Source organism: Streptomyces sp. TOM-9, assembly GCF_056858595.1.
Genome location: NZ_JBXEQB010000001.1, coordinates 8,780,267 through 8,807,013, shown reverse-complemented (window position 1 = coordinate 8,807,013; position 26,747 = coordinate 8,780,267). Strand labels below are relative to the sequence as shown.

30 protein-coding genes and 1 riboswitch are annotated in these 26,747 nt (G+C 73.5%); of the genes, 17 read left to right on the top strand and 13 right to left on the bottom strand.

Translation table 11 applies throughout. The annotated features are described in order from the left end of the window. Positions 1-12 precede the first annotated feature (12 nt). Positions 13-693: an NADPH-dependent F420 reductase gene (locus AC1VWI_RS40525; protein ID WP_499516051.1), complete on the top strand. Its 681-nt coding sequence runs from the start codon at positions 13-15 to the stop codon at positions 691-693. 41 nt (positions 694-734) lie between these two features. After that, the gene (locus AC1VWI_RS40520; RefSeq protein WP_499516050.1) at positions 735-1,670 is read left to right on the top strand and encodes an AraC family transcriptional regulator; all 936 of its coding nucleotides are present in this window, start codon (positions 735-737) and stop codon (positions 1,668-1,670) included. Between the two features lie 48 nt (positions 1,671-1,718). Here AC1VWI_RS40520 and AC1VWI_RS40515 read toward each other — a convergent pair whose 3' ends face one another. From AC1VWI_RS40515 to rpmB, 4 genes are all read right to left on the bottom strand, one after another. Then, positions 1,719-2,420: an alpha/beta fold hydrolase gene (locus AC1VWI_RS40515; RefSeq protein ID WP_499516049.1), complete on the bottom strand. Its 702-nt coding sequence runs from the start codon at positions 2,418-2,420 to the stop codon at positions 1,719-1,721. 193 nt (positions 2,421-2,613) lie between these two features. Beyond that, the gene (locus AC1VWI_RS40510; RefSeq protein ID WP_499516048.1) at positions 2,614-2,880 is read right to left on the bottom strand and encodes a type B 50S ribosomal protein L31; all 267 of its coding nucleotides are present in this window, start codon (positions 2,878-2,880) and stop codon (positions 2,614-2,616) included. 64 nt (positions 2,881-2,944) lie between these two features. Next, positions 2,945-3,250, bottom strand: coding sequence for a 30S ribosomal protein S14 (gene rpsN / locus AC1VWI_RS40505; RefSeq protein ID WP_499516047.1), 306 nt, complete (start codon positions 3,248-3,250; stop codon positions 2,945-2,947). Next, on the bottom strand, positions 3,250-3,486 hold the full coding sequence (gene rpmB, locus AC1VWI_RS40500) for a 50S ribosomal protein L28 (RefSeq protein ID WP_499516046.1): 237 nt from the start codon (positions 3,484-3,486) through the stop codon (positions 3,250-3,252). The genes rpsN and rpmB overlap by 1 nt, the downstream gene beginning before the upstream one ends. Positions 3,487-3,571: 85 nt before the next feature. Here rpmB and rpmG point away from each other — a divergent pair, with 85 nt between their 5' ends. From rpmG to rpmF, 4 genes are read left to right on the top strand one after another with little or no spacing between them, the layout of a single operon-like run. Continuing rightward, positions 3,572-3,736, top strand: a complete 165-nt coding sequence (rpmG, locus tag AC1VWI_RS40495) for a 50S ribosomal protein L33 (protein ID WP_089223718.1) — start codon at positions 3,572-3,574, stop codon at positions 3,734-3,736. A gap of 46 nt (positions 3,737-3,782) precedes the next feature. Continuing rightward, complete coding sequence (locus AC1VWI_RS40490) at positions 3,783-4,958, top strand: CobW family GTP-binding protein (protein ID WP_499516045.1); 1,176 nt, start codon at positions 3,783-3,785, stop codon at positions 4,956-4,958. Between the two features lie 34 nt (positions 4,959-4,992). Beyond that, on the top strand, positions 4,993-5,265 hold the full coding sequence (gene rpsR, locus AC1VWI_RS40485) for a 30S ribosomal protein S18 (RefSeq protein WP_499516044.1): 273 nt from the start codon (positions 4,993-4,995) through the stop codon (positions 5,263-5,265). Between the two features lie 29 nt (positions 5,266-5,294). Continuing rightward, positions 5,295-5,465 carry a 50S ribosomal protein L32 gene (gene rpmF, locus AC1VWI_RS40480; protein ID WP_499516043.1) on the top strand — a complete coding sequence of 57 codons (171 nt, stop codon included), beginning with the start codon at positions 5,295-5,297 and terminating at the stop codon, positions 5,463-5,465. An 18-nt stretch (positions 5,466-5,483) separates the two neighbouring features. On the opposite strand, the gene AC1VWI_RS40475 is transcribed toward rpmF, so the two are convergent. From AC1VWI_RS40475 to AC1VWI_RS40440, 8 genes are all read right to left on the bottom strand, one after another. Further along, complete coding sequence (locus AC1VWI_RS40475) at positions 5,484-6,611, bottom strand: LLM class flavin-dependent oxidoreductase (protein ID WP_499516042.1); 1,128 nt, start codon at positions 6,609-6,611, stop codon at positions 5,484-5,486. A 14-nt stretch (positions 6,612-6,625) separates the two neighbouring features. Then, a complete protein-coding gene (locus tag AC1VWI_RS40470) occupies positions 6,626-7,375 on the bottom strand; it encodes an LLM class flavin-dependent oxidoreductase (protein ID WP_499516041.1) in 750 nt (249 codons plus the stop codon). Beyond that, positions 7,372-8,748, bottom strand: coding sequence for an NtaA/DmoA family FMN-dependent monooxygenase (locus AC1VWI_RS40465; protein ID WP_499516040.1), 1,377 nt, complete (start codon positions 8,746-8,748; stop codon positions 7,372-7,374). Before AC1VWI_RS40465 ends, AC1VWI_RS40470 begins: the two co-directional genes overlap by 4 nt. A 19-nt stretch (positions 8,749-8,767) precedes the next feature. Continuing rightward, positions 8,768-10,021 (bottom strand): LLM class flavin-dependent oxidoreductase, encoded by a 1,254-nt coding sequence (locus AC1VWI_RS40460; protein ID WP_499516039.1) that lies wholly within the window; start codon positions 10,019-10,021, stop codon positions 8,768-8,770. Positions 10,022-10,285: 264 nt separating this feature from the next. After that, on the bottom strand, positions 10,286-11,023 hold the full coding sequence (locus AC1VWI_RS40455; RefSeq protein ID WP_499516038.1) for a GNAT family N-acetyltransferase: 738 nt from the start codon (positions 11,021-11,023) through the stop codon (positions 10,286-10,288). A gap of 40 nt (positions 11,024-11,063) precedes the next feature. Continuing rightward, positions 11,064-12,092 carry an ABC transporter substrate-binding protein gene (locus AC1VWI_RS40450; RefSeq protein WP_499516037.1) on the bottom strand — a complete coding sequence of 343 codons (1,029 nt, stop codon included), beginning with the start codon at positions 12,090-12,092 and terminating at the stop codon, positions 11,064-11,066. Positions 12,093-12,170: 78 nt separating this feature from the next. Then, positions 12,171-12,947, bottom strand: a complete 777-nt coding sequence (locus tag AC1VWI_RS40445) for an amino acid ABC transporter ATP-binding protein (RefSeq protein WP_499516036.1) — start codon at positions 12,945-12,947, stop codon at positions 12,171-12,173. Further along, a complete protein-coding gene (locus tag AC1VWI_RS40440; RefSeq protein WP_499516035.1) occupies positions 12,944-13,948 on the bottom strand; it encodes an amino acid ABC transporter permease in 1,005 nt (334 codons plus the stop codon). The genes AC1VWI_RS40445 and AC1VWI_RS40440 overlap by 4 nt, the downstream gene beginning before the upstream one ends. Before the next feature lie 644 nt (positions 13,949-14,592). Beyond that, positions 14,593-14,696: riboswitch (SAM riboswitch) on the top strand. A gap of 200 nt (positions 14,697-14,896) precedes the next feature. Between AC1VWI_RS40440 and AC1VWI_RS40435 the strand changes: the two genes are divergently transcribed. After that, a complete protein-coding gene (locus AC1VWI_RS40435) occupies positions 14,897-15,682 on the top strand; it encodes a glutathione S-transferase C-terminal domain-containing protein (protein WP_499516034.1) in 786 nt (261 codons plus the stop codon). Positions 15,683-15,758: 76 nt separating this feature from the next. Here the strand turns inward: AC1VWI_RS40435 and AC1VWI_RS40430 are convergent, their stop codons facing one another. After that, the gene (locus tag AC1VWI_RS40430; RefSeq protein ID WP_499516033.1) at positions 15,759-16,265 is read right to left on the bottom strand and encodes a cupin domain-containing protein; all 507 of its coding nucleotides are present in this window, start codon (positions 16,263-16,265) and stop codon (positions 15,759-15,761) included. Between the two features lie 139 nt (positions 16,266-16,404). On the opposite strand from AC1VWI_RS40430, the gene AC1VWI_RS40425 reads away from it, so the two are divergent. The 10 genes from AC1VWI_RS40425 to AC1VWI_RS40380 all read left to right on the top strand — a co-directional run bounded on the left by AC1VWI_RS40425 (position 16,405) and on the right by AC1VWI_RS40380 (position 26,739). Beyond that, positions 16,405-16,839: an RrF2 family transcriptional regulator gene (locus tag AC1VWI_RS40425; protein WP_499516032.1), complete on the top strand. Its 435-nt coding sequence runs from the start codon at positions 16,405-16,407 to the stop codon at positions 16,837-16,839. Further along, entirely contained in the window at positions 16,836-17,753 is a 918-nt protein-coding gene (locus AC1VWI_RS40420; RefSeq protein ID WP_499516031.1) for a DsbA family oxidoreductase, read from the top strand. The genes AC1VWI_RS40425 and AC1VWI_RS40420 overlap by 4 nt, the downstream gene beginning before the upstream one ends. Positions 17,754-18,241: 488 nt before the next feature. Beyond that, positions 18,242-19,816: an ABC transporter substrate-binding protein gene (locus AC1VWI_RS40415; RefSeq protein ID WP_499516030.1), complete on the top strand. Its 1,575-nt coding sequence runs from the start codon at positions 18,242-18,244 to the stop codon at positions 19,814-19,816. A gap of 32 nt (positions 19,817-19,848) precedes the next feature. Next, positions 19,849-20,877, top strand: a complete 1,029-nt coding sequence (locus AC1VWI_RS40410; protein WP_499516029.1) for an ABC transporter permease — start codon at positions 19,849-19,851, stop codon at positions 20,875-20,877. A gap of 2 nt (positions 20,878-20,879) precedes the next feature. Continuing rightward, entirely contained in the window at positions 20,880-21,770 is an 891-nt protein-coding gene (locus AC1VWI_RS40405) for an ABC transporter permease (RefSeq protein ID WP_499516028.1), read from the top strand. Further along, a complete protein-coding gene (locus tag AC1VWI_RS40400; RefSeq protein WP_499516027.1) occupies positions 21,767-22,645 on the top strand; it encodes an ABC transporter ATP-binding protein in 879 nt (292 codons plus the stop codon). The genes AC1VWI_RS40405 and AC1VWI_RS40400 overlap by 4 nt, the downstream gene beginning before the upstream one ends. Continuing rightward, positions 22,642-23,511 carry an ABC transporter ATP-binding protein gene (locus tag AC1VWI_RS40395; protein WP_499516026.1) on the top strand — a complete coding sequence of 290 codons (870 nt, stop codon included), beginning with the start codon at positions 22,642-22,644 and terminating at the stop codon, positions 23,509-23,511. Before AC1VWI_RS40400 ends, AC1VWI_RS40395 begins: the two co-directional genes overlap by 4 nt. A gap of 26 nt (positions 23,512-23,537) precedes the next feature. Then, complete coding sequence (locus AC1VWI_RS40390; RefSeq protein ID WP_499516025.1) at positions 23,538-24,878, top strand: NtaA/DmoA family FMN-dependent monooxygenase; 1,341 nt, start codon at positions 23,538-23,540, stop codon at positions 24,876-24,878. A 24-nt stretch (positions 24,879-24,902) separates the two neighbouring features. Then, positions 24,903-25,943, top strand: coding sequence for an LLM class flavin-dependent oxidoreductase (locus AC1VWI_RS40385; RefSeq protein WP_499516024.1), 1,041 nt, complete (start codon positions 24,903-24,905; stop codon positions 25,941-25,943). 1 nt (position 25,944) lies between these two features. Next, positions 25,945-26,739, top strand: a complete 795-nt coding sequence (locus AC1VWI_RS40380) for an alpha/beta hydrolase (protein WP_499516023.1) — start codon at positions 25,945-25,947, stop codon at positions 26,737-26,739. Positions 26,740-26,747: the final 8 nt, after the last annotated feature.

Below are 26,747 nucleotides of genomic sequence, written 5' to 3'. Positions count from 1 at the left end.
GTTGCGACCTACATGGCGACTCTTGGACTGATCGGCAGCGGATCCATCGGCGGCACCCTGGCGCGGCTCGCCGTGGACGCGGGCCTGGACGTGGTGCTCAGCAACTCACGCGGACCGGAGACCCTCGACGGCCTGGTGGCCGAGCTGGGCCCCCGGGCACGCGCGGCGACCCCGGCGGAGGCCGCCGCGGCGGGCGACTGGGTCGTGGTGACGATCCCGCTCAGGGCCTTCGACCAGGTCCCCGCGGCCCCGCTGACCGGCAAGACGGTCATCGACACCGGCAACTACTACCCCCAGCGCGACGGCCGGATCGCCGCGCTCGAGGACGGCACCAGCACGGAGAGCGAACTGCTCCAGGGCCACCTGCCCGACGCCCACGTGGTGAAGGCGTTCAACAACATCTTCTTCCGCCACCTGGCCGCGCTCGCCCGCGCGAAGGGCTCGCCCGACCGGACCGCCCTGCCGATCGCCGGCGACGACCCGGTCGCCGTCGCGCACGCGACGGAACTCCTCGACGTGCTCGGCTACGACGCGGTCGGCTACGGCACCCTCGCCGACAGCTGGCGTTCGCAGCCCGGCACCCCCGTGTACGGCCTGCCCTACGCGGGCGGCGAGGCCGACTTCTCGAAGGCCACGGCGACCCCTTCGTCCGCCGACACGATCCGGGCCGCCCTCGCCGCCGCCACCCGCTGAAGGACGGACCCCGCGGCACCGCCGACGGCGCCGGAGGACATGTGAGCGATCCGCTGACCGACATCCTGGGCCTGCTCGACCTGCGCAGCGCACACTTCGCCCGGCTGGAGGCCCAGGAGCCGTGGGCCGTCGGATTCACCGGCTACCGGCACATCAAGTTCGGCGCCGTGCTCCTCGGCAGCTGCCGGATAGCGGTGGCCGGGGCCCCGGAGCCGGTCACCCTGAAGGAGGGCGACTGCTACCTGATCGGCGGCGGCCGCGGCTACGAACTGGCGGGCGGTCCCGAGGTCCCGGCGGTGCCGAGCGACGAGGTCTTCGCCGGCTTCAGGCCCGGCAACACGGTCCGGATCGGCACGGCGACCGACGCGGTCCTGGTGGGCTGCGGATTCGACCTCGACGAAGCCAACGCCGCCGTGCTCCTGGACGTGCTGCCGCCCCTGATCCACGTCGGCGCCGGGTCCACCGCGGCGGAGGGCATCAGGGCAGCGCTAGAACTGCTCCGAGCGGAGACCGGCGAGCCCGCGCTCGGCACCCCCTTCGTGACCGAGCGGCTGGCGCACGTCCTGCTGGTCCACCTGCTCAGGGCGCACGTCGCCGAGCACGGGCCCGGGGGCGGCGCCTGGCTCACCGCGCTCGCCGACCGCCACGTCGGGGCCGCGCTGGGGCTGATGCACGACCGGCCCGCACACCCCTGGACCGTCGCCGAACTCGCCGGGAAGACCGGGATGTCGAGGTCCCGGTTCGCCGACAGGTTCACCAGGACCGTGGGCGTCCCGCCACTGGAGTACCTCGCGGGCTGGCGCATCCGCTCCGCGGCGCGGGAGCTGAGGACGGGCGACCGCACCGTCGCCTCGATCGCGGCGCGCTGGGGCTACGGCTCCGAGAGTTCGTTCAGCCACGCCTTCAAGCGCGTCATGGGGTCCTCGCCCGGGCGCTACCGCGCGGCGGGACCGCACCGCCCCGAAGGGGCGCGGTGAGGGCCCCGGAGAGGATCTCCGGGGCCCTCACCGGCCGGGGCGCGCCGGTCAGTGGCCGGCGTCGGTGGTGATCAGCTTGGCCAGCTCCACCGGCATGGACAGGAAGGGCGAGTGGCCCGAGGGCAGCCGGTGGGTGCGCTGCGCGCGGGCCGCCATGGCCTCCTGGTACTCCGGGGCGAGCGCCGTGTCCCGCTCGGTGAGGATGTAGGTGGAGGGCACGGTCTTCCAGGCGGCGGCGGTGAGCGGTTCGCAGAAGGACCTGGCCGTCTGGAGGACCAGGCGTGCGGTGGCGTTCTCCGCGTCCTGCGGTGCGGCGTCCCCGTAGAAGGCGGCCTTGGCGTCCTCGTAGTGCCCGTGCGCGGACAGCGAGGCGACGCCGGCTCCGGAGATCTTGCCACCGCTCATGCCGTCGATGGACTCGCCCTCGTCGAGCACGAAGGCGGAGAGGTAGACGATGCGGGAGACGTTCGGCGCGTCCGCGGCGGCCTGCGTGACGGGGATGCCCGCGTAGGAGTGGGCGAGGACGGTCACCGGGCCGGCGACGGAGTCCAGGCGCTCGCGGACGGCCCGCGCGTCGTCGTGCATCCCGGCCGTGTTCCCTTCGTCGGGCGAGGCGCTCGGCAGGTCGACGGTCTCGACCCGCCAGCCCAGCGCGGTGAGTTCGGGGACGAGCCTGTCGAAGCACCAGGCGCCGTGCCAGGCGCCGTGGACGAGGAGGATGGCGGGCCGGCTGTTGTCTGCAGTGGTCATGTGAGGCCTTTGGTACACGGTCGGGAACGCGGACGTCGGTGACGCCGCCCGTAACCGACCGTAGTTCCGGGGCCTGCGGCGGACCATGCGCGTCCGTCCGGCGTTCTTGAGCGCACGTCCCGCGTACGCGCGCGGGGCGGCACCCGGCACCGGGGGGCCGGTGTCCGGGCGCCGCCGAGGGGCGCGACGAGCGTCAGCTTGTGCCGTGTGCCGTGTCCCCGTTCCCGTAGCGGCGCCGGAACCGCTCCACGCGGCCGGCGGTGTCCACCACGCGGGCGGTGCCGGTGTAGAACGGGTGGCTCGCGGAGGAGATCTCCACGTCCACGACGGGGTAGGTGTTGCCGTCCTCCCAGACGACGGTCCTGTCGCTGGTCATCGTGGAGCGGGTGAGGAAGGCGAAGTCCGCCGCCCGGTCGCGGAAGACGACGGGACGGTAGTCGGGGTGGATGCCGGGTTTCACGGGTTCTCCGAGACGTGTCGTGCGGCCCGCGGGGGCCGGTGGCGGGGTGTGCCGGGGGGCGGTGTCACCAGGAGGCCTTGCGCACGCCGGGGAGGTGGCCCGCGTGGGCCTGGGCGCGCATGGTGATCCGGGAGAGGCCGAACGCCCGCAGGTGACCGCGGGGCCGCCCGTCGAGGGCGTCCCGGTTGCGGAGCCGGGTGGCGCTGGCGTCGCGGGGCTGCCGGTCCAGCTCCCGCCGCGCCGCGGCCTTCTCCTGCGGGGTGGCGGTGGGGCGGCGCAGGACGTCCTTCAGCTCGGCGCGCCGTGCGGCGAACCGCGCGACGACGGCCTTGCGCCGCTCGTTCTTCGCGATCTTGCCGGTCCTGGCCATCAGACCTTCCCTCCCCGCGCGCGGATGACGGCGACGGCCTTCTCGATGCCGATGCGGTCCACGGTCCTGATGCCCTTGGCGCTCAGCGTGAGCCGGACGGTGCGGCCTTCGCCGGGCAGCCAGTAGCGCTTGTGCTGGACGTTCGGGTCGAAGCGGCGCCTGGTGCGCCGGTGCGAGTGCGAGACGGAGTTGCCGAAGCCGGGCTTGCGACCGGTGAGTTGGCAGTGTGCGGGCATGACGGTCCGTTCTGTCGTCCGGTGGGCCGGCGGAGCGCCCACCGAGCTTATTGGAAATGAAAACCAGTTCTGTATAGTACCCGCCATGGCTCGCACCGATCTACGCCCCGTCATCAAGCTCCGCTCCACCGCCGGGACCGGCCACACCTACGTGACCCGCAAGAACCGCCGGAACGACCCGGACCGACTGGTCCTGCGCAAGTACGACCCGGTGGTCCGGCGCCACGTCGAGTTCCGCGAGGAACGCTGACCCGGCCCCGCCCATCCGCCCCTCCCCGACACGAAAGGCACCTCCCGTGGACAGCAGCCCCAAGCTGCCCGTCGTCCTCGTCGGTGGTCTGCACGCCGAGGCCCGTCGCGCCGCGGTGCGCGAACTCCTGCACTCCACCGCCGGATCCCTCGCCCTCCACCACGACCTGCGGCCCGCCGTCGGCGGTCCCGTCCGGCGCGTCCTCAGCGACCGGGACGGCGTCATCTCCCGCACGGACACCGAGCTCGTGAACGACTGCGCCTGCTGCGCGCTCCGCGCGGACCTGCTCCCCGAGCTGCTGCGGCTGGCCGCGGACCCCTCCTGCCGGCTCGCCGTCGTCGAGCTGTGGGACTCCGTCGAACCGCAGGCGATGGCCGAGGTCCTGGTCGGCACCCCGCTGCCCGACGGCACCGCCTCGGGGCGCCTGCTGGCGGCGGCCGGCGTGGTCACCTGCGTCGACCCCGCCCTCCTGCTCGACCACCTCGGCTGCGGCGACGACCTCACCGAGCACGGCCTCGCCGTCGCCCCCGGCGACCACCGGACCGTCGCCGACACCCTGGCCCGGCAGCTCGAGTACGCCGGCGTCCTCGCCCTGGCACCGGGCGACACCGCGGACCCCGGGGACAGGGAACTGCTCACCCAGCTCCATCCGACGGCCCGTCAGGTGACCATCGGCACGGGCCGGCTGGCCTCCGCCGCCGTTTCCGGCTTCGACGTGGCCGCGGCCGCCTCACGGCAGCATCCGGCCTGCGCCCTGCTGCCCCAGGAGGCCGACGCCCACGGCGTCGCCACCCTGGTGTGGCGCGCCGCCCGCCCCTTCCATCCCGGCCGGCTGCACGCGGCGCTGGAGGACCTCAGCTGCTCCGCCGCCCGCAGCCGCGGCCGCTTCTGGCTGGCCGACCACCCCGACACCCTGTTCTCCTGGGAGGCGGCCGGTGGTGCGCTGTGCATCGAGGACGTCGGGCCGTGGCTCGCCGCACTGCCGGACGCGGAATGGGAGACCGTGCCGGCCGAACGGCGCGTGGCGGCCGCCCTGGACTGGCATCCCGAACACGGCGACCGCGGCCAGCACCTCGCCTTCACCTCGCCCGGCCTCGACCGCGAGGGGCTGACGGCCACCCTCGACCGCTGCCTGCTCACGGACGCCGAGTACGCGGCCGGACCGGCCGGCTGGCGCCGCCTCCCCCACGCCTTCGACGACTTCCTCGACCACGCGGCCTGAACCGCACGCCGCCACGACCACCGGAGACAGCACCATGACGACCGTCCACACCGCCACGGCCAAGGGCACGGGCAAGGGCAGGGGCCGGGGCAAGGACGCCCGCAAGCCCCGCCCCAATCCGCTCATCGCCGCGGGCATCGAGTACGTCGACTACAAGGACACCGACCTGCTGCGGAAGTTCGTCTCCGACCGGGGCAAGATCCGCAGCCGGCGGGTCACCCACGTCACCGCCCGGCAGCAGCGGGCCCTCGCCCGCGCGGTGAAGAACGCCCGCGAGATGGCCCTGCTGCCGTACGCCTCCCGCTGACCGCACGCCCACCCGTACAGGAGACCCCGATGGCCGTACCCAAACGCAAGACCTCCCGCAGCAACACCCGTCACCGCCGGGCCCGGTGGAAGGCCGCGGCTCCCCACCTGGTCCCGGTCACCGTCGACGGCCGTGAGCAGCTGGTGCCGGTCCACCTCGTCGCCGCGCTCCGGCGCGGCCTGCTGCCCGGGCGGGACTGACGGCGCCACGCCGGACCGTCAGCGGCGGTGCCACTCCTCGGCCAGGAGCCGGTGGGAACGGACCCGGTCCTCGTGGTCGTGGGTGATGGTGGTCACGATCAACTCGTCGGCGCCGGTGGCCTCCTGGAGCTGCTCCAACTGGTCGGCGACACGCTGCGGCGAGCCGACGAACTGGGTCTCGACCCGGTCGGCCACCAGTGCCCGGTCCGCCTCCGTCCACGGGTGCGCCCGGGCCTGTCCGGGGGTGGGGAACTCGATGGCGCCCTCGGCGGTCCGGATGCTGCGGACCCAGGGGGCGTAGCCGGTGGCGAGCTCGCGGGCCCTCGCGTCGTCCTGCGCGACGACGACGTCGGCGGAGACGCTGACGTAGGGCTTGTCGAGCACGCCGCCCGGCTGGAAGGCGGCACGGTAGCCGTCGACCGCCTCCAGGACGCTGCCCGGGCTGACGTGGTAGTTCGCGGCGAAGTGCAGTCCGTGGCGGCCGGCGACCTCGGCGCTCTGGCCGCCGCTGCTGCCGAGGATCCACACCTGGACGTCGGCACCCTCCCCCGGCACGACGTGCGCCTCGACGCCGTCCGCCGAGCGGTACGTGCCGCGCAGCAGCGCCAGGATGTCGTCGACCTGCTCGCCGTAGTCCTGGGAGCGGGCGCCCGGCTGCTGGAGCAGGTGCCGCTGGAGCGCGATGCGCGGTGAGCCGAGCAGGTGCTCGAAGGAGAACTTCGGCGGGATCCGCAGTCCGCCCGGCGTCCGGCCGTCCACGACGGGTGTCGTGGTCGGCACCGGGTCCGGCGTACCGCCCGGCGGGCGGCCGCCGGAGCGGCCGAGCCCCAGGTCGAGCCGCCCCGGGTGGAGGGCGTCGATGAGGCCGAACTCCTCGACCGTGGACAGGGCGGTGCGGTGACCGAGCTGGACGGCCCCCGAGCCGAGCCGGATCGTGGAGGTCGCGGCCGCGGTGAGGGCCAGCAGGACGGCGGGCGAGGTGCCGGCGACACCGGGGTTGAGGTGGTGCTCGGCGAACCAGTAGCGGGCGTAGCCGGACTCCTCGGCCCGCCGCGCGAGGTCGATGCTGTTGCGCAGGGCGTCGGCGGCGGTGGAGCCGGACGATATCGGGACGAGGTCGAGGACTCCGAGCGGTGTGCGGGACACGATGGGCTTTCTCCTCAGCGATGGGCGGGTTCGGGCGAGGACGGGGCCGGGCCCCAGGCGAACGGCGGGTCCGGGATGGCGCGCCGCAGCACCGGGGCGACCTCGGACTGGAAGAGCTCGAGCGAGCGGCGGTGCCGGGCGTGGGACAGCCCGCCCGCGTCCGCGTGGACGTGCAGCACCGTGTGGCCGAACCGCTCGTGGTAGCGGTGGACCTTGTCGACGACCTGCTGCGGGCTGCCGACCAGCGCCGAACTGCGCGCCACGAAGTCCTCTGCCTGCGCGTCCTTCAGCGCGGGACGGAACCGGGTGTCGGCGGTCACCTTCCCCTCCCGCCAGAGCCGCCGGAACACCTCGTAGCTCTCGGCGTTGCGGTCCCACTGGTCCTCGGGGGTGACGTGGAACAGCTCGCGCTGCGCCGTGCCGTTGCCCTTGCCGATGATCAGCTCCAGGCGGCCGCCGGACAGGTGGTCCAGCGTCGCGTAGTCCTCGTAGGCCCGCACCGGGTCGAGGAGGCTGAGCGTGGTCACCGCGGTGAACAGCCGGATCCGGGAGGTGAGGGCGGCGATGTGGCTGAGCACGACGGGCGGTGAGGAGGAGAGGAACGGCTGCTCGTGGCGCTCCCCCACGCCGAAGCCGTCGAAGCCCAGTTCCTCGGCCAGCAGCGCGTTGTCGAGCACCTCGCGGAACCGCGCGGCGGTCGGCTTCAGCGCCCCGGTCACCGGGTCCGGGGCGTGCACGATCAGGGTGATGGCCAAGAACCTCACGACGCGGCCCGCTCCGCCGCGGCGCCGGCGTCGGGGTGGGCGAGACCGAGGTGGGCGCGCAGCGTCGTCCCCTCGTAGTCGGCACGGAACGCACCCCGCTCCTGGAGCAGCGGGACGACGGTGTCGGCGAAGCCGTCCAGGCCACCCGGGGTGACGTGCGGGACGAGGATGAAGCCGTCGGCGGCGTCGCCCTGCACGAAGTCGTCGATGGTCGCGGCGACGGTGGCCGGGGATCCCACGAAGGACTGGCGGTTGCCGGTCTCGATGACCAGGTCGCGGATCGACCACTTGTTGGCGGCGGCGAGCTCCCGCCACTCGCGGGCGGTGGTCAGCGGGTCACGGTACATGCGCACCTGGGCACGGCCGCGGGCGACGGTGTGCTCTCCGGGATCGGGGTCGATGTCCGGGAGCGGGCCGTCCGGGTCGTAGGCGGACAGGTCGCGGTTCCAGACGAACTCCAGGTGCTTGATCGCGGTGGCCCCGCTGACCTGCTGCCGCCGCACCTCGCGGGCCAGTTCGGCGGCCTCGGCGTCGGTGTCGCCGAGGACGAAGGTCGCGGCGGGCAGGATGAGCAACTGGCCGGGGCTGCGTCCGTACTTGGGCAGGCGGCCCTTGACGTCGCGGTAGAAGGCCCGGCCCTCCTCGAAGGTGCTGTACCGGCTGAAGATGGCGTCGGCGTCGGCGGCCGCGAACTCCCGGCCCTCCTCGGAGTCGCCGGCCTGGAAGATCACGGGGCGCCCCTGCGGGCTGCGCGGGACGTTGAACTGCCCGTGGATGTCGAAGTGGTGCCCCTTGTGCACGAAGGATCCGGCCCGCGCGTCGCGCAGGAAGGTGCCGGTCGCCCGGTCGGCGACGATCTCCTCGCCCTGCCAGGAGTCGAGGAGCTCGCCCGCGGTGGCCAGGAACTCCCTCGCGCGGGAGTAGCGCTCCTCCTGCGGGAGGAAGCCGCCGCGGCGGAAGTTCTCCCCGGTGAAGGCGTCCCAGGAGGTGACGACGTTCCAGGCGGAGCGCCCGCCGGAGAGGTGGTCGAGGCTGGCGAACTGCCGGGCCACCTCGTAGGGCTCGTTGAAGGTGGAGTTGATCGTGCCGGTGAGCCCGATGTGCTCGGTGACGGCGGCGAGCGCGGCGAGGACGGTGAAGGTGTCGGGCCGGCCGACCACGTCCAGGTCGTAGATCCTGCCGCCCTGTTCGCGCAGGCGCAGGCCCTCGGCGAGGAACAGGAAGTCGAACTTGGCGCGTTCGGCGGTCCGGGCGAAGTGCGCGAAGGAGCCGAACTCGATGTGGCTGCCGGCCTGCGGGTCACTCCACACGGTGGTGTTGTTGACGCCGGGGAAGTGGGCGGCCAGATGGATCTGCTTGCGCGGCTTGCTCATGGCGTACGGTTCCTCCGGCTCAGGCGGTCGCGCTGGTGGCGGCGTAGCGGTTGGCGGGGCGGGCCAGACCGAGCAGGCCGCGCAGGGTGCGGGCCTCGTAGGCGTCCCGGAACGCGCCGCGGCGCCGCAGTTCGGGCACGAGCCCCCGGGTGATGGCCGGCAGGTCGTGGCCGATCACCGCGGGGCGCAGCCGGAAGCCGGTGAGCCCGGCCCGCCGCCACTCCAGCAGCAGGTCCGCGAGACCTGCGGGCGTGCCGGCGAAGACCTTCGCGTCGCTGGTGTACGGCGTGCCGGCGAGGCCGTCCAGCCGCTCCAGGCGGTCGCGCGCCGCACCGGCGTCGTCGTCGAGGAGGACCACGAGATCGCCGAAGACGTGCAGGGGCTCGCGCTCCCGGCCGGCCGCCTCCTGGGCGGCACGTATCCCGGTGACGATCGCGCGGGCCTGGTCGCCGTCGTGCGGGGTCACGTATCCGATGTCCGCGGAGCGCGCCACGAGCCGGAACGGCACGTCGCTGTGGGCGAGGGCGCTGACGACGGGCTGGCCCTGGGGCGGCCGGGGTGTGATGGAGGGGCCCTTGACGCTGAAGTGCCGGCCCTCGAAGTCGATGTAGTGGAGCTTGTCTCGGTCGATGAAGCGGCCGGTGGCGACGTCGCGGATCTCGGCGTCGTCCTCCCAGCTGTCCCAGAGGCGGCGCACCACCTCGACGTAGTCGGCCGCCTCGTCGAAGAGGTCGGTGACCAGCTCCCGTACCGCCGGGGTGTCCAGGTCCTCGATGCCGAACGGGGGGATGGCGCGCCTGCCGAAGTGCGCGGCCTCGTTCCGCCGGGCCGAGACCTGGACGCGCAGACCGGCCCGGCCGGTGCTCACGTAGTCGAGGGTGGCGATGGCCTTGGAGAGGTGGAACGGCTCCGTGTGGGTGGCGACCACCGTCGGCACGAGACCGATGTGCCGGGTCAGCGGGGCCACGCGCGCGGCGATCAGGACGGCGTCCAGGCGGCCGCGCACCTGGTCGGTGCGTCCGTCGGGTTCGGTGAAGTGGGAGGACTGCGGACCGAGGGAGTCCTCGATCGTCACGAAGTCGAGCAGCCCCCGCTCGGCCTCGGTGACCACGTCCTGCCAGTAGCGGGCGGTGAGCAGTTCACGGGGCCTGGCCGTCGGCTCACGCCAGGCGGCCGGGTGCCAGCCGGCCCCGTCGAGGGCCACGGCCAGGTGCAGCGGGGCGTTCGGCGAAGGAGCGGGAAGAGGGTACGGCGAAGGGATGTCCGAGGACATGGGAGGGGCCTTCCTGATCGACCACGGGTCTCGGCGGCCCTCGTCGGGAGGGCCGCCGGCGGGAACGGGGGTCAGGAACGACAGAGGGAGGCGGCCACGCGCTGCAGGTCGATGTGCGCGCGCGAGTAGAGCAGGGGACCGCGGGGTGGGGCGGGGACCACGAGGGACGCGCGGGACGGCGTCGGCACGGACCTCACCTCCGCTCTGTCCGGATACGGCGGGCGGCACGGCGCCCGTACTTCTCCTGCCAACGCAACGCCTTCCCTAGCCGGTCTGTTCCCCCGGGCCGCCCGGGGTTCGCAGGAAGAGGAAGGTCGTCCGGCGGCGCAGGGTGAACCCGATCGACTCGTAGAGCCGGATCGCACCGGTGTTGACGGCGGCGGCATGGAGGAACGGGGTCTCCCGGCGTTCCCTGATCCCCGCGGCTACGGCCCGCACCAGCCGGGTCGCCAGGCCCCGGCCGCGGTGACCGGGGTGGGTGCACACCGCGCTGATCTCCGTCCATCCCGGGGTCCGCAGTCGTTCCCCGGCCATGGCGACCAGCCGTCCGCCGTCCCGGATGCCGAGGTAGGTCCCGAGTTCGACGGTCCTGGGGAGGAAGGGACCCGGCTTGGTGAGGGCGATGAGTTCCAGGATCTCGGGGACGTCGGCGACGCCCAGCCGCACCGCCTCCGGGGCGTGTTCGGCGCGCAGGGAGGTGTCGACCAGTTGCACCCCCACCCCGCCCTCGACGAGTTCCCATCCGTCCGGCGGCTGCTGCGCGCCGGTGACCGCGACGGCGGCGCCCGGCCCGGCGAGTACGGTCAGGTCCGCCCAGGCCCGCGGATCGGCCGGGTCGGACAGCGCGGTGAACGGGGAGACGTCGGCGGGATAGCGGGCGGCACGGCCGACGCGCTCGGCGAACCGGGCGTGCGGACCGGTGAGTGCCGCCCAGGCGGGGTTGTCCAGGACGTGCGGTGCCGCCGGGCTGTGCGGGCGGTCCGCGGGGATGCTGAGGGACATGGCTGCCGGATCTCCGTACGGTCGTGCGGCGGACGGGGCGTCAGGAGTTGTCGAGCGGCAGTCCGGGCGGGTCGACCTCCGAGGTGCCGACGGCCTCGTTGGACAGGTTCCAGGCGGCGAGCCACTTGGCGTACTGCCCGTTCTCGATCAGGTGGTTGATCGCGGCCGCGACCGGCTTCGCGAGCCCGCTGTCCTTCTTCGCGGTCGCGGCGATCAGGCCCTGCAGGCTCGCACCGGCGCCGGAGAACTTGCCCGCGTTGCGGGTGGGGCGGGGGGTCGTGGCGACCTGGGTGATGTGGTAGGCGATGCCGGGGTTGGGGCCGAAGTAGGCGTCGATCTTCCCGCCGCTGAGCGCCAGATAGGTGCTGTTGTTGTCGGGGAAGTACTTGACGGTCAGCTCCTTGCCCTCCGCCTGGAGCTTCTTGCGCCATTCCAGGAGGATCTTCTCCTGGTTGGTGCCGGAGCCGACCGCGACGGTCTTCCCGTCGAGGTTCCGGTAGTCGTCGGCGAAGTTCCAGGTGCTGTCCTTGAGGACCTCGAAGGCCAGGTTGTCCTCCCGGTAGGAGGCGAACTCGTACTTCCGCTTGCGTTCCTCGGTGTCGGTGACGTTGGAGAAGGCCACGTCGACCTTGCCGCTGTCGATGCCGACGAAGAGGTTCTCCCACGTCGAGTTCTTGAGCCGGGGCTTGAGCCCCAGCACCGCCGCGACCAGACGGCCGAGGTCCGGCTCGGCGCCGGTGAGGGTCTTCTGGTCGCTGCCGACGTACGCCAGCGGCGCGAAGCCGGCGGGCAGCGCGCCGACGCCGATGACCAGCTCGCCCCTGCCGGCGACGGCCTTGGGCAGTCCGGCGCTGATGGACTTCACCTTTGTCACCTTCAGCGTGGTCTCCTTGGCCGCGCCGTTGGACAGACTGCCCACGGTGACCGTTCCGGCGGAGGATCCCGCGCCGATGGTGGCGGAGGCCTCGCTGTCACTTCCGCAGGCGGCGAGTCCGCCGGCAAGGAGGGTGAGGGCGGCGGTGGCCGTCAGGGTACGGATGAGTCTGCCGCGAGGGCGAAGAGTGCGCATGGCCGTCCTTGTCCGTTGTCTGTCGTTCGTCGTTCGTCGTTCGGTGGTCCGTGGAGCGCGGGGAAGTGGTCAGAGGAGTCAGAGGACCTTGCTGAGGAATTCCTTCGTCCGCTCGTGTTCGGGGTGGTTCAGCACCCGGTCGGGCGGGCCCTGTTCGACGATCCGGCCCTCGTCGAGGAAGACGACGCGGTCGGCGACCTCCCGGGCGAAGCCGATCTCGTGGGTGACGATCACGAGGGTGGTGCCGCTGGTGGCCAGGTCCTTGATGACGGACAGCACCTCGCCGACGAGCTCCGGGTCGAGGGCGGAGGTGGGTTCGTCGAAGAGGATCACGCCGGGGCGCAGGGCGAGGGCCCGGGCGATGGCCACGCGCTGCTGCTGGCCACCGGACAACTGCCGGGGGTAGGCCGCGGTCCGGTCGGCCAGCCCCACCCGGCCGAGCAGGGTGCGGGCCAGCTCGCGCGCCTCCGGCTTGCGCAGCCGGCCGGTCGCCACCGGGGCGGCGGCCACGTTGTCCAGCACGGTGAGGTGCGGGAAGAGGTTGAAGTTCTGGAAGACGAAGCCGATCCGGCTGCGCTGGGTGAGGATCACCCGCTCGCTCAGTTCCCTGAGCCGGGTGCCGTGCCGGCGTACGCCGATGAGCTCCCCGTCCACACTGACGTGACCGGCCTCGGGCTTCTCCAGGTGGTTGATGACCCGCAGCAGCGTGGACTTGCCGGAACCGGACGGCCCGATGACGACGGTGACCTCTCCGGGCCGGACCGTCAGGCTGATCCCGTCCAGCACCCGGTGGGCGCCGTACCACTTGTGCACGTCGTGGACCTCGACGGCGGCCGGCCGTACGTCGGTGGTCATGTCGCGGTCTCCGTCCGGACGCGGGCCCGCAGGTCGCCCAGGGCGATCCGCAGTTTCTGCAGGGGGGTCGGCGGGACGGTGCGCAGCGCGCCGCGCGAGTAGTGCCGCTCGACGTGGAACTGGACGACGGAGACGACGCTGGTGAGGATCACGTACCAGACGGTGGCGACCAGCAGCAGCGGCACGATGTCGCCGGGGTAGGTGCTGCCCATGCTCTGGACCGAGCCGAACAGGTCGAGCAGCGAGACGTAGAAGACCAGCGAGGTCCCCTTGATCAGCCCGATGAGCTGGTTGACGTAGTTGGGGACGACGGACCGCAGCGCCTGCGGAAGCACGATCCTGGCGAACTGGTAGCGCTTCGGCAGGCCGAGCGCGGCGGCCGCCTCGTGCTGGCCCTGGTCCACCGAGAGGATTCCGGCCCTCACCACCTCGGAGGCGTAGGCCGCCTCGTTCAGGCTCAGACCCACGACGGCCACCACCAGGTCGGTGGCGAGCCTGGACTCGTCGAAGGTGAGGAAGGCCGGCCCGAAGGGCACGCCCAGGCTCAACGTCCGGTACAGCGCGCTGAAGTTGTACAGGAACAGCAGCACGACGATCAGCGGCACCGAGCGGAACAGCCAGGTGTACGTCCAGCTGACGGCGCGCAGCACGGGGCTGCCGGAGAGCCTGGCCAGTGCGAGCGCGATCCCGCCGAGCAGCCCGAGCACCGCGCTGTACGCGGCCACCTCCAGGGTGATGAGCAGCCCGTCCAGGATCACCGGCCGGACGAACCAGTACGCGAAGCGGTCCCACTGGTAGAAGGGGTTGGTCACCAGGCCGTGGGCGATCTGGGCGACGAGCACCAGCACGACCGCGGTGGCGATCCAGCGTCCGCGCCGCCGCAACGGCAACACCCGCTGTGCAGTGGGGGGTCGTGGAGCGGGGAGCGTTCCGCCGGCGGGCGCTCCGGGCGGGGGCGGCGCCGGCCGGGAGGACACGGCGATGCCGGGTGGTTCGGTCATGGAGGACTCCAGCGGTTCGGCACGTCCCGGTCGCGCACGCGGCAGCGGCCCCGCCGGGATCGGGTGTCCGGCGGGCGTGGCGATGGGACGGGGAGGCGGGCGGAGCGGGCCCGGGAGAGCCCGGGCGGGCCTGGGCGGGAGGGCACGCCGCCGCGTCAGCGGCGGGGGCCGGGGTTCAGGAAGCCGTCAGCCTTGACAGAGGGCGCGACAGTGCGCGGTACACACGCAACAGGAGGCGCCGGGGACGTGGTGCGTGGCGACGGGGAGCCGCGGGTGCGACGGGACGCGGCCGTGGGGCCGCTGTGCGGCCGTCCCCGGGGCTGCGTGCATCGTCGTCACCGTCACCGTTCCGCCCCGCGGGGCCTCGCGTCCACCGTCGTCGTCGGACCGTCCGGTCCGGTCGTCATCCGGGGCGTCCCACCGCGACACGGGGGCCGCCGGCCGGCGAGCCGGGCTCGCGCCGGAGCTCATGACCGATCTGCGGCGTAAGTTAGGCACGGCCCTCTGGGAATGTCAACGACGCCGTCTCACATCGTGAGCGGTCCGATGAGACGCATACGCGTCCCTTGACGCACGGGGTTTGACGACTCGACACTGATGGGCAGGTCACGATCGTCAGCGCCCACCACACCGCCCCGCGGCACGGTGGGTCATCGGCCCCGGCCCGCTGACCGGCAACCCTCACATCGCGGTGGGGTGCCCCGGGTGACGACCTGGTCCCGCCGGCGCGGCGGGGCAAGCGCGGTCCCGCGTCCTGCGGGCCCCGAGCCGGGGAGGTGGACATGCCCAGGGCACGAGTCCTCCTCCTCACCCGACGTCTGCACATCGACTTCCTGCGCGTCTGCAGCTCGTTCGGCGCGGCCGGCTGACCCCACCCCGGACCTTCAGCCGTCCCGCCGCCGGTGCCCCCAGGGGGCGACCGGTGGCCCGCCACGCCTTGGAGAGGGCATGACCGAGACGATCCCGCTCGACCCCGCACTCCACGTCTCCTGTTCGGCGCTGCCGCGCGCGTCCCGTCCCGACCGCTTCCGCAGCCGCATCGGTGTCGACCTCGCCGGCGGCTTCTACCCGGCGCCACGCAGGTACGAGCTGTTCCTGTCACCGGGCTGCCCGCTCTCGCAACGGGTCGCCGTCACCCTCGACCTGCTGGGGCTGCGGGACTCCGTCGTCACAACGCCCGTCCCTGCGGGGGCCGCCGGCGACACCGCGCTCGCCGCGCTGCGCGCGGCCTACGAGGCCACGTGGCACCACTACGACGGACCGCTCACCGTGCCCGCGCTGTGCGACCGGTGGACCGGGCGGGTCGTCAGCAACCACACCCCGGACATCCTCGGCGACCTCGCGGGCCGCCTCGGCGCCGAGGGGTGCGCCCCCGTACCGCCGCTGTGTCCCCCGTCCCTCCTGCCCGACATCGAGGCCCTCCGGCACACGGTCGACGCGGGCGTGACGAGAGCCGCCGAACTGGCCGCGGACGGGGCACCGGCCGACCGTGACGCGGCCCTGCGGACCCTGCACGCCACCCTCGACCTGCTGGACCGCCGGCTGGCCCGCGGGCCGTACGTCCTGGGTGGCCACCTGACCGCCGCCGACGTCGACGTGTGGGTGGCCCTCTCCCACCTCGCGAGCGGCCTGCTCTGCTCCTACGGCCACCTCACGGCGTACGTCGCCCGTCTCGGCGGGCACCCGGCGTTCCGTGCGCAGCCGGCGGCCGCCGCGCTCGCGGCCGCCCCCTGACGCACCGCAGCCGTCCCCGCCCTCGCCACGCGGGCGGAGGGCGGGGACGGCTGCGCGGGTCCGGGCGTCCGGCCGCTCAGGCGTCCTCGGCCGGAAGGGCGTACAGACCGGGGAGGTTGACCACGACGGCCTCCTGGGTGCTGCGGGCGATGACGACCACGGCCTCCTGCGCGGGGTCCGGGTTCTCCTCGCGGTGCGGCACGAACGGGGGGACGAAGACGTAGTCGCCGGGCGAGGTGCGCAGGCGCACCTCCTCGGGCGCGTCGCCCGAGTCGTCCAGGAAGACGAACTCGGGGTGCCCGCTCACCACGTAGATCGCGGTCTCGGACTCGCCGTGGTGGTGGTCGGAGGAGGCCGTCGCCGGGGCCACGTGGGTCTGGCCCATCCACAGCTTCTCGGAGCCCACGGTCCGCCCGCTGACGGCGGCGAACCTGCGCATCCCGCCGGTCTGCGCCGTCTCGCCGTCCAGGGCGCCCGCGCGGATGTGGTGCAGCCGGGTCCGCAGGGGCGCGGCCGCCTGCCCGGGCGCGTCGTGGAGATGGGGGTGGAAGCCTTCACCGGGGTTCGTCAGGGGCTCGCTCATGGCCCGGACGCTAGAGCGGCCCCGAAAAGGATGTCAAGAAGTGTCCTTTGCGCTTCACCTGCGGCAATGCTGCCGCAATGTACGGAGCACGGCGGCCGAACCCCCGGGCCGCGCCGCCCGGTTGGGGCATGATGGGCCCATGCATATCTCCGCGAAGGCGGACTACGCCACGCGGGCTCTGCTGGAGCTCGCCTGTGAGCCTGCCCGCCCCCTGACCTGCGAGGCCATCGCCTCCGCGCAGCAGATCCCGTTCCGCTTCCTGAAGTCCGTGGTGGGCGAACTGCGCAAGGCCGGGCTGGTACGCAGTCAGCGCGGCTGCGAGGGCGGCTACTGGCTCGGCCGGCCCGCCGGCGAGATCACCCTGCTGGACGTTGCGCGCGCCGTGGACGGCGAGTTGATCACCCTGCGGGGGGAGTCGCTGGCCGGGCTCGGCTACCCCGGTCCGGCCGCCGGGCTGCCCGGGGTGTGGCGCGAGGTCGAGGCGGGCGCGGCGGCGGTCCTCGGCGGGGTGACCCTCGCCTCGCTCCTGCCGGCGGCCGCCGCGGAACGGCTGGACCGGAAGGGAGCCGCGTGACGGCCCCGCCTCCCCCGCCCTCCGTGGAGGTGGTGGAGTACACCGATCCGCTGTGCCCCTGGGCCTGGGGTTCGGAACCGGTATTCCGCAGGCTGCGGGCCGCGCTGGGCGGCCGGGTGCGCTGGCGCCGCGTGTACGGCGTCCTGTTCGACGTCGACGACGACCCGGCGCCCGACCCGGCCGCGGAGACCGCCTGGTACGCGCGGCACGTCGAGGAGATCAGCGCGCACACCGGGGCGCCGCGTGCGGAGCGGCTGAGCCGGGTGGCAGCGAGCTCCTGGCCCGCCTCGCTGGCCGCCAAGGCGGCCGAACTGCAGGGCGAGGAGGTGGCCGGGCGGGTACTGCGCCGGCTCCGGGAGACCGTGTTCGTGCTCGGGGAGCCGGCCGACACGCCCGCGCTCGCGCTGGCCGCCGTACGGGGCGCGCCGGGACTGGACCCGGTACGGCTCGCGGCCGACGCGGCGGCCGACGACGTTCTGGCGCGGGTACGGGCCGACCGCGCGGAGGCACGGCGCCCGGTGCGCGAGGCGCTGGCGGCGCGCAGCCTGTCGCCGCACCCCGGAGCGGCGAAGGAGACCGGCGACGGCGGGTACCGGTACGCGCTGCCGACGCTGCTCGTACGCGCCCCGGCCGGGCAGCGTGTGGTGCCCGGCTGGCGGCCCTACGAGGAGTATGCCCGCGCCGTCGAGGAGTTGTGCCCGGCACTGCTGCGGACCCCGGATCCGCTGGCGCCGGACGAGGCGCTGCGGCGCTACCGGAGCCTCACCGATCCCGAGCGGGCCCTGCTGGTCACCGGGGCCTGGCCGCCGCCGGAGGCGGTCCGGGTGGACACCGGGAACGGCCCCCTGTGGCTGCACCCCGAGGAGGCCGCCACGCACCCGGCCACCGCTCGCGGTGCGCGCGCCGCGCGCTGAGCGGGCTCTGATCCGCCGTCACGGACCCGTCCCGCCAAATGAGACACCAATTGGTGTCTATTGACAGCCGCTCGCGGCGCTCGCCAGGATGAGCAGCATGCTCACGACGCACCCCGGTGTGGTGTGCCGCTACGTGGACCTGCGGCGCACCTGCAGCGCCCTCTGTCGCTGACCGGCCGCCGCCCACGGCCCACAGGCGCCTGACCGCATCCGTCAGCACCGGCCGCGCCGCCGCCCCGTCGAGCCGCGCCCGCCGTCCGCGCCGCCCCTTCCGCGCTTCGCCGCCTTCTCCCACCGCATCCCGGTGAGCCCCCGCGTACCCCCGAACGCCCTGCCCTGAGCGCGGCGTGCCCGGCGTCTGCCCGCCAGACCCCGACGGCACGGCCGTACCGGCACGGGACGGCGTCGGGCGCGGGTGCGCGCCGTGCCCGCCGCCACGCCCCCGCCTGCCCTGAGCCGGTCCGGGGGCCCTCGAAGAAAGCACTCAGATGCCCGGACGACTCACGCCCAGCCGCCCCGGACCCGCCTCCCCTGCCGCCCGGCGCCCGGGCCGGCTGCGCACCGCGGCCCTCGGAACCGCCCTCGTCTCCGTCCTCGTTCCCGCCCTCGGCGCGTGCGGCGGCGGCGCCGGCGCGTCGACGGGGAGCGCCACACTGAAGTGGGCTTCCTCCTACTTCCCCGCCCACTGGGACCCGGTGGTCTCCGGCAGCGGCGCCCAGTTCCGCGAACTCGCTCTCGTCTACGCCTCGTTGACGCGTACCGACGAGAACGGCAAGGCCGTCCCCGACCTCGCGAAGAGCTGGGAGTACAACGACAAGGGTGACGAGATCACCTTCCACCTCCGCCCCGGCCTGAAGTTCAGCGACGGCGAGCCGGTCGACGCGGCAGCGGTCAAGGCGGCGATCGAGCGGGCCAAGAAGCAGAAGAACTCGGCGCTCTTCGGCGACCTGACCTCGATCGCGTCGGTGGACGCCAACGGCCTGGACGCCGTCGTCCACCTCACCCAGGTCGACTACCAGATACCGCAGTTGCTCGGTGAGCGCGTCCTGCAGATCGCCAGCCCCAAGGCGGCCGCGGCCCCGCAGAAGCTGGACCAGAACCCGGTCGGCGCCGGTCCGTTCGTGGTGAAGCAGCTGATCCCCGGCACCAAGGTGCTGCTCAAGAAGAACCCGGACTACTGGGACGCGAAGAACATCCACATCGACGACGTGGAGCTCACCTCCGCCCCCGACGCCTCGACGGTCGTCTCCGGCCTCCAGACCGGCGTCTACAACTTCGCCGACCTCGAACCCAGTCAGGCGGAGGCCGCCGAGAAGGCCGGCCTGGACGTCTTCGTGCAACCCGGTTTCAACGCCTCGAACCTCAGCCTCAACGTCAACAAGGCACCGTTCGACGACGACAGGGTCGTCGACGCCGTCCGCCACGCGGTCAACCGCGCGGAGTTCGTCGACAAGCTGACCTTCGGCTACGGCGAGGCGACCGACCAGCCCTTCCCGCCGGGGTACGTGGCCTACGACCCGAAGTCCCGGGACCCGTACCCGTACGACCCGGCGACGTCCCGCAAGCTGCTCGCCGAGGCCGGCCACAAGGCGGGCGACATCAAGCTCGACCTCGTCATCCCGGCGGAGGACCCGCAGGCCGAGATCGTGCAGGCGCAGCTGGCCGCGGTCGGCATCACCGTCCGCATCAAGGTCGACAAGAACTGGGCCACCCCGTTCTTCGCCAAGGACCTGACGTTCTCGCTCTACGGCACCACCGGGCGCGACTCCGCGGTGCAGACCCTCACCGCGCACTTCGGGCCCAACGGCCCGCTGAACCTGAGCACCCCGTACGAGCCGGCCGGTTTCGACGCGGCCGTGGCGAAGGTCCGCCGCACGCCCCTGGAATCCCCCGACTACGTGGGGAACCTCCAGGCGGCGACCCGGGCCGGGCTGAAGAGCAAGGCCCTGGTCTTCACCTACTCCTCGCCCAACCTCTTCGCCAAGAACAAGGCGATCTCGGACCTGCCGAAGAACCCGGCCCACATCGACTGGACCGGCGTGACCATCGCCGGCGGCAGCTGACCACCGTCCACCACTGAAGGGGAGGCAACCTCATGACGACGACCGCCGCGCCGGTCGCCCTCACCCCCCGTCGCGGCGTCGCCGCGGCCAGGGCCCGGCACGCCGCGGGCCGGGTCCTGGCCGCCCTCGCCCGGTCCGTCGCGATCATCGTGCCCGTGTTCCTGGTCGCGACCTTCGTAACCTTCGCGCTGCGGGCGCTGAGCGGGCTCAGCCCCGCACGGATCCAGCTGGGCGAGGACGCGACACCGCAGGCCATCGCCCGGGTCGAGGCCCAGTGGGGGCTCGACCGGCCGTTCCTGGTCCAGTACGGGGACTGGCTCGACGGCATCCTGCACGGGCGGCTCGGCACCAGCTGGGCCAACGGCGCCGACATCTCCACCCTCATCGGGCTCGGCCTGGGCGTCAGCCTCTCGGTCGCGACGCTGGCCCTGCTCATCGGGGTGGTCGTGGGCTTCGCGCTGGGCACGGTGGCGGCGCTGCGCAGCACCACCTGGATCGACCGTGCCATCACCGGATTCGTCACGGTCATCTCGGTGATGCCGGCCTTCGTGGTGGGCATCGTGCTGGTCGTCGTCTTCGCCGTCGGTCTCCACTGGTTCCCCTCCGGCGGCTACGTCCCGGCGGAGCAGGGCGTCGGGCCGTGGCTGGCCCACATCACCCTCCCGGCGATCGCGCTGAGCTTCGACGTGGTCGCCGACGTCGCCCGCCAGCTGCGCGCGGGCCTCGTGGCGGCCCACCGCGAGAACTACGTCACGGGCGCGGTCGTGCGCGGCCTGAGCCCGCGGCGGATCTTCTTCGGTCACGTCCTGCGCAACGGCCTCGGACCGGCGCTCGCCACCCTCGGACTGAAGTTCCCGGCCCTGGTGGGTGCCTCCGTCGTCACCGAATGGATCTTCGGTCTGCAGGGCTTCGGCAGGTTCGCCAACGACGCCGCCCAGGCCGGGGACGTACCCGCCGTCCAGGGCGTCCTCGTGGTGTCGATCGTCCTGGTCGTCTCCTTCAACCTGATCGTCAACCTGGTGCTGGCGCGCGTGACGCCGGCGTCCCAGCGGGGGGTCTGACCATGGTGCGCCGCGTCCTCTCCCTCACCTCCGGCCGGATCGCCGCGGTCGTCCTGACCGTGATCGCGCTGCTGGCGCTGCTCGGTCCCTGGCTCGCACCGCACGATCCCCTGGCCACCAGCGACAACACCCTGGCCGTCGCCTCGGGCTCGTACTGGCTCGGCACGGACTACCTCGGCCGAGACGTCCTCAGCCGGCTCCTGGACGGCTCGCGCGTCAGCGTGCTCGGTTCGCTCGAAGTCGCCCTGACGGCCCTGGTCGTCGGCGCGGTGCCCGGCATCCTGTCGGTCTACTGGGGCCGGGTCTTCGAGTGGGCGACCCTGCGCCTGGCCGACACGCTGGTCGCGCTGCCCTTCCTGCTGTTCGCCGTCGCCGTGGTCGCGCTCCTCGGCAACGGCCTCACCCAGGCCATGCTGGTCACCGGCGTGCTGGTGTCACCGCTGTTCTACCGGGTGGCCCGCGCCGCCACCCTGGCCGTGGCGCGCTCGCCGTACGTGGAGGCGGCGCTCGTCTCCGGTGCCTCCACGGGCTGGATCGTACGCCGCCACGTGTGGGGCAAGATCCTCCCGCCGGTCGCGGTCGCGCTCGCCCAGACCATCGGCGTCGGCTTCGTGATCGTCTCCAGCCTGACCTTCCTCGGCATCGGTGTGCAGCCGCCGGCGCCCACCTGGGGCGGCCTGCTCGCCTCGGACCTGGGCTACCTCAGCCACCAGCCGTGGGCCCCGGTGGCCCCCGCCCTGCTGATCATGGCCACCGTCTGGGCGAGCAACCTGCTCGCCGACGCGATCCGCGACGTCTCCGGCGAGGCGGGACGCGCACTGCTCGACCGCCGCAGGGCCCGCGCCAACCGCCTCGACAAGCCCGACCCCGCCCCCACCGGAGGTGCGCGATGACGACCGTGTCCGAAGGACTGCTCCCCCGGCCCGCCCCGGGCGCCGCGCCGGACACCCCGGCACCGCCGGTGCTGTCCCTCCGCGACGTGCGCATCGGCGACCGCGCGGGCGACCGCGAGATCGTCCACGGGGTGAGCTTCGACCTCGCACCCGGTGAGGCGGTCGGCATCGTCGGGGAGTCCGGCAGCGGCAAGACCCTCACCTGCCGCGCGGCACTCGGCATCCTGCCCGCGCACTTCGAGGTCACCGGTGGGTCGATCGAGATCGACGGCACCGACATCGCCACCCTGACACGGGCTCAGTGGACGGCCCTGCGGGGCGCCACGATCAGCGCGGTCTTCCAGGACCCGGCCTCCTACCTCAACCCCTCGATCCGGGTCGGCGCGCAGATCGCCGAGGTCGTGCGCGCCAAGAAGGGGCAGCGGCGCCGCGAGGCCCGCCGGCAGGCCGTCGAACTGCTGCGGACGGTGCAACTGCGCGATCCGGAACTGGTCTACGGCAGTTACCCCCACGAGTTGTCCGGGGGCATGCTCCAGCGCGTCCTGATCGCGGCGGCGATCGCCGCCGGCCCGCGGATCCTCATCGCCGACGAGGCCACCACCGCCCTCGACGTCACCGTCCAGGCCGGGATCCTCGACATGCTCGCCGAACTGCGCGAACAGGCGGGGCTGGCCCTCGTCGTCGTCTCCCACGACCTCGCGGTCGTCGCGCAGCTCTGCGACGAGGTCGTCGTCCTGCGGGAGGGCGAGGTGGTCGAGCAGGGTCCGACCCGCGCGGTGCTGCACGACCCGCGGCACGAGTACACCCGACTGCTCATCGCCGAACACGAGCAGTACGGCCTGGACAAGTTCCTCACCGTGAAGGAGGACGCATGACCGGCGAACCGCCGCGGACGACGCCGGCCGGCGGTGCGGACCCCGCCGGTCCCGTGCTGGAGATCACCGGCCTCGACGTGCACCACGGCCTGCGCCGCCGGCGCCGCCAGGCACTGCGCGGGGTGTCCCTGACCGTCGCGCCCGGCGAGGCCGTCGGCCTCATCGGCGAGACGGGATCCGGGAAGTCCACCCTGGCCCGGGCCGTACTGGGCCTGGTGCGCGCCTCGGCCGGGTCGGTCGTCGTCGGCGGGGAGGACGTCACCCGGCACGGCCCACGCCAATGGCGCGCCCTGCGCCGCCGAGGCGTCGTCCAGTACGTCTTCCAGGACCCCCTGCGCAGCCTCGACCCGGACCTCACCGTCGAGGAGTCCCTCACCGAACCGCTGGTCCTGCAGGGCGTCCCACGCGAGGAGGCGGCCGAGCGCGCGCGGGCGTTCCTCCCCCGCGTCCGCCTGCACGAGGAGCTCCTCGGCCGGCTGCCCGGGGAGCTCTCCGGCGGGCAGCGCCAACGGGTCTCGGTGGCCCGGGCGCTGGTCACCGGACCGCGCCTGGTCATCCTCGACGAACCGGTGAGCGCCCTCGACGCGGCCAACCGCGTGCAGGTCCTGGAGATCCTCAAGGACCTGCGCGGCTCCGGAGTGGCCCTGGTCTTCATCTCCCACGACCTCGGCTCCGTGGCCGGGGTCTGCGACCGCGTCGCCGTGCTCCACCAGGGCGAACTGGTCGAGGTCGGCACCACCCACGACGTCGTCAACCACCCCCGCCATCCCTACACGCGCCTGCTCGTCGGCTCGGCGCCCACCCTGCGTTCCGCCCCGGCGGACCGGGCCGAACGCGAAGCGCTGCGCGCCCTGCTGCGCACCTGACCCCACGACAGACAGGAACAGCCACCATGTCCCGCAGGATCCACCTCGCGCTCCACCCCTACGGCGTCGGCGGCCCCGGCCAGCACGGCCTGTGGAAGGACGCCCGCGTCGCCAAGAACGCCAGCACCGACATCAACTACTACATCGCGCAGGCCAAGGCGGCCGAACACGCCCTCTTCGACGCCCTCTTCATCGTCGACAGCCAGTTCATCAACGCCACCTACCCCGCCCACTACCTCAACCGGCTGGAGCCGCTGACCCTGCTGTCGGCGGTCGCCACGCACACCCGTCACGTCGGGCTGGTCGGCACGGCCAGTTCGACGTACAACTCGCCGTTCAACCTCGCCCGCCGCTTCGCCTCGCTCGACCACATCAGCGGCGGCCGCGCCGGCTGGAACGTCGTGACCAGCTTCGACACGGGCACCTCCAGGAACTTCGGGTTCGACGAGCACCTGGACTACGCCTCCCGTTACGGCCGTGCCCTGGAGTTCGTCGAGGTCGCCCGCGGCCTGTGGGACTCCTACGAGGACGACGCCTTCCCGGCCGACGTGGAACGGGGCGTCTTCCTCGACCCGGCCAAGCTGCACGCGCTCGACCACGAGGGCGAGCACTTCAGGGTCGCCGGCCCCCTCAACCTGTCCCGGTCCCCGCAGGGCCAGCCCGTGATCTTCCAGGCCGGCGTCTCCGAGGAGGGCCGCGACCTGGCCGCCCAGGTGGCCGAGGGCATCTACGCCCCCGGGGGCACACTCCGGCAGGCGCAGGAGTACTACGCCGACATCAAGCAGCGCACCGCCTCCTACGGCCGCGACCCCGACCACATCAAGATCTTCATCCACGGCGGTCCGGTGGTCGCCGCCACCGACGAGGCGGCCCGGCGCCGCGAGCGGGAGATCTTCGAGGAGGACAACGACTTCGACCGCAACCTCGCGCTGCTGGGGCGTTCCTTCGGCGCCTACGACTTCAGCGTGCACGACCTGGACGCGCCCTTCCCCGACGTCGCGCACCTCGCCGAGAAGGGCGGACGCACGGGCGCGGCCAGGATCATCGAGCGGGCCCGGGCGGAGAACCTGACCCTGCGCCAGGTGGCCCAGTCGGCCAACGAGTTCCGCATCTCCCCTTTCGTCGGGTCGCCTCGGACCGTCGCCGACACCATCGAGCAGTGGTTCGGCGCCGGCACCTTCGACGGCATCAACCTCGCCTTCCGCACCACCGACGAGCTCGCACTCTTCGTGGACGGCGTCGTGCCCCTCCTCCAGCAGCGCGGCCTGTTCCGCACCGAGTACGAGGCCGACACCCTGCGCGGCAACCTCGGCCTGCCGGTCCCCGCCAACCGCCACACCCACGAGCGCCTGCTCGTGGCCGACTGAGCACGGGACGGGACGGACGAGGCCATGACCACCGAGCACCCGCGCCTGCGACTCGGCTTCCTCACCCACGTGCAGGGCCGCGACGACGACCCGGTCCGCACCTACCGCAACGCCCTGGAACTCTTCGTCGCCGCCGACGAACTCGGCTTCGACGCCGGCTGGGTGGCCCAGCACCACGTCTCCCTCGGCGGCGGGGGGCTGTCCTCGCCCTGGACGTTCCTCGCCCACGCCGCGGCACGCACCACCCGGATCCGGCTCGGCACCGCCGTCACCATCCTCCCGCTGGAGGACCCGATCCGGCTCGCCGAGGACGTCGCCACCGTCGACACCCTCAGCGGCGGCCGCGTCGAGATCGGCGTGGGCAGCGGCTACAACGGCCTGGAGTACGCCGCCTTCGGCCGGGACGTCGCCCGCAAGCGCGAACTGACCAGCGAACACCTCGACGTACTGCGCAGCGCGCTGGCACGTGAGGAGGTCGGCGCGCCCGGCTTCCGCATCCAGCCGGCCGCCGGCGACTTCGGCGACCGCATCTGGCAGGGCGCCTTCAGCACGCAGGGCGCCGCGTACGCGGCGACCGCCGGGTCGAACCTCCTGCTCAACCGGGCGGCGTACGGCTTCGACTCCCCGACCGACGCGGTGCAACGCCCTTGGGCGGACGCCTACCTCGACGCCTGGGACCGGCCGCGCCGCCCGCGGATCGGGCTGTCACGGTTCGTGTTCCCGGCCAAGGACCGGCGGACGGCGCTGGGGCAGATCGGCGAGGACGTCCACCGGGCGGCGCTGCGCATGGCGGAGGGCGGCGCCTTCCCGAAGGGCCTGGACCTGGACGAGGCGCTGCGCCGCTTCCACTCCTTCTTCGGGCATCCCGAGGAGGTCGTCGAGGCGCTGCGGCAGGAGCGGGTCCTGCCGGTCGCGACCGACCTGATCACGCAGTTCAACCCCGCCGTCCCCGACCACGACGCGGCGTTGCGCGCCCTGGAGCTCATCGCGACCGAAGTGGCGCCGGCGCTGGGCTGGCGGCGCGCGTCCGAACCCGAGCCCCGGCCCGAGCCGGCAGGAGTCTGAGATGACCGAGCAGACCGACCGCATCGACCACGCCGACCACACCGACCACCACGGCCCCGAGGGCCTGCTCGTCCGCGGCACGGTCGTCGTGGTGCCGGGCCGCGGCGAGACACGGGCGACCTACGCCCGCTTCGCGCGGCGGCTGGCCGCCGACGCCTACCGCGTACGGGTCGTCGACCCCCCGGAGCCGGACGCGGACGACCCGGCCGGTTCCCTGACCCGGTTCGGCGAGCGCCTCGCGCACGCCGTCGAGGGCACCGCCGCCGGGGGCGCGCCGGCCACCCCCGTCGTCCTGGTGGGCGCCGACTCCGGCGCCGTCGCCGTCGCCGCGCTCCTGGGCCGCCCCGGCCGGGCCGGCGTCCGGCCGGACGGCGTCGTCCTCGCGGGGCTTCCCGGCCGGGCGGCCCCCGCCGGGGACGGCGGCTGGGACGGGGAGCTCGACGTCCGCACGTCCTGCCCCACCCACCGCGACACGCTCACCCGGGACCCGGGCGTACGCCGGGGCTCGCTGGGCGAGCCGGTGCCCGACGCCCTGCTCACCGCCGCGTACGAGGCCGAACTCGCCCCGCCCGTGCTCTTCCTCGCCGGTGACGCCGACCCGCTCGCCGATCACGACGGGCTCGCACGCGCCGCCAAGTCCCAGCCCCGCGCCCGGCTCTCGGTCGTCCGCGGCGCCCACCACGACGTGCTCAACGACGTACAGCACCGCTCGGTGGCAGCCGAGGTCGTCACCTTCCTGGAGACGCTGCGCAACGGTCTGGTGCCCGTCGTGGCCGTCGAATCCAGCACCTGGTGACCGCGCCG

Coding starts and splice junctions, on each gene's coding strand:
- AC1VWI_RS40525 (WP_499516051.1), top strand. CDS start 13: ATGGCGACTCTTGGACTGATCGGCAGCGGATCCATCGGCGGCACCCTG.
- AC1VWI_RS40515 (WP_499516049.1), bottom strand. CDS start 2,420: ATGACCACTGCAGACAACAGCCGGCCCGCCATCCTCCTCGTCCACGGC.
- rpsN (WP_499516047.1), bottom strand. CDS start 3,250: ATGGCCAGGACCGGCAAGATCGCGAAGAACGAGCGGCGCAAGGCCGTC.
- rpmB (WP_499516046.1), bottom strand. CDS start 3,486: ATGCCCGCACACTGCCAACTCACCGGTCGCAAGCCCGGCTTCGGCAAC.
- rpmG (WP_089223718.1), top strand. CDS start 3,572: ATGGCTCGCACCGATCTACGCCCCGTCATCAAGCTCCGCTCCACCGCC.
- rpsR (WP_499516044.1), top strand. CDS start 4,993: ATGACGACCGTCCACACCGCCACGGCCAAGGGCACGGGCAAGGGCAGG.
- rpmF (WP_499516043.1), top strand. CDS start 5,295: ATGGCCGTACCCAAACGCAAGACCTCCCGCAGCAACACCCGTCACCGC.
- AC1VWI_RS40465 (WP_499516040.1), bottom strand. CDS start 8,748: ATGAGCAAGCCGCGCAAGCAGATCCATCTGGCCGCCCACTTCCCCGGC.
- AC1VWI_RS40460 (WP_499516039.1), bottom strand. CDS start 10,021: ATGTCCTCGGACATCCCTTCGCCGTACCCTCTTCCCGCTCCTTCGCCG.
- AC1VWI_RS40455 (WP_499516038.1), bottom strand. CDS start 11,023: ATGTCCCTCAGCATCCCCGCGGACCGCCCGCACAGCCCGGCGGCACCG.
- AC1VWI_RS40450 (WP_499516037.1), bottom strand. CDS start 12,092: ATGCGCACTCTTCGCCCTCGCGGCAGACTCATCCGTACCCTGACGGCC.
- AC1VWI_RS40445 (WP_499516036.1), bottom strand. CDS start 12,947: ATGACCACCGACGTACGGCCGGCCGCCGTCGAGGTCCACGACGTGCAC.
- AC1VWI_RS40440 (WP_499516035.1), bottom strand. CDS start 13,948: ATGACCGAACCACCCGGCATCGCCGTGTCCTCCCGGCCGGCGCCGCCC.
- AC1VWI_RS40435 (WP_499516034.1), top strand. CDS start 14,897: ATGACCGAGACGATCCCGCTCGACCCCGCACTCCACGTCTCCTGTTCG.
- AC1VWI_RS40430 (WP_499516033.1), bottom strand. CDS start 16,265: ATGAGCGAGCCCCTGACGAACCCCGGTGAAGGCTTCCACCCCCATCTC.
- AC1VWI_RS40425 (WP_499516032.1), top strand. CDS start 16,405: ATGCATATCTCCGCGAAGGCGGACTACGCCACGCGGGCTCTGCTGGAG.
- AC1VWI_RS40415 (WP_499516030.1), top strand. CDS start 18,242: ATGCCCGGACGACTCACGCCCAGCCGCCCCGGACCCGCCTCCCCTGCC.
- AC1VWI_RS40410 (WP_499516029.1), top strand. CDS start 19,849: ATGACGACGACCGCCGCGCCGGTCGCCCTCACCCCCCGTCGCGGCGTC.
- AC1VWI_RS40405 (WP_499516028.1), top strand. CDS start 20,880: ATGGTGCGCCGCGTCCTCTCCCTCACCTCCGGCCGGATCGCCGCGGTC.
- AC1VWI_RS40400 (WP_499516027.1), top strand. CDS start 21,767: ATGACGACCGTGTCCGAAGGACTGCTCCCCCGGCCCGCCCCGGGCGCC.
- AC1VWI_RS40395 (WP_499516026.1), top strand. CDS start 22,642: ATGACCGGCGAACCGCCGCGGACGACGCCGGCCGGCGGTGCGGACCCC.
- AC1VWI_RS40390 (WP_499516025.1), top strand. CDS start 23,538: ATGTCCCGCAGGATCCACCTCGCGCTCCACCCCTACGGCGTCGGCGGC.
- AC1VWI_RS40385 (WP_499516024.1), top strand. CDS start 24,903: ATGACCACCGAGCACCCGCGCCTGCGACTCGGCTTCCTCACCCACGTG.
- AC1VWI_RS40380 (WP_499516023.1), top strand. CDS start 25,945: ATGACCGAGCAGACCGACCGCATCGACCACGCCGACCACACCGACCAC.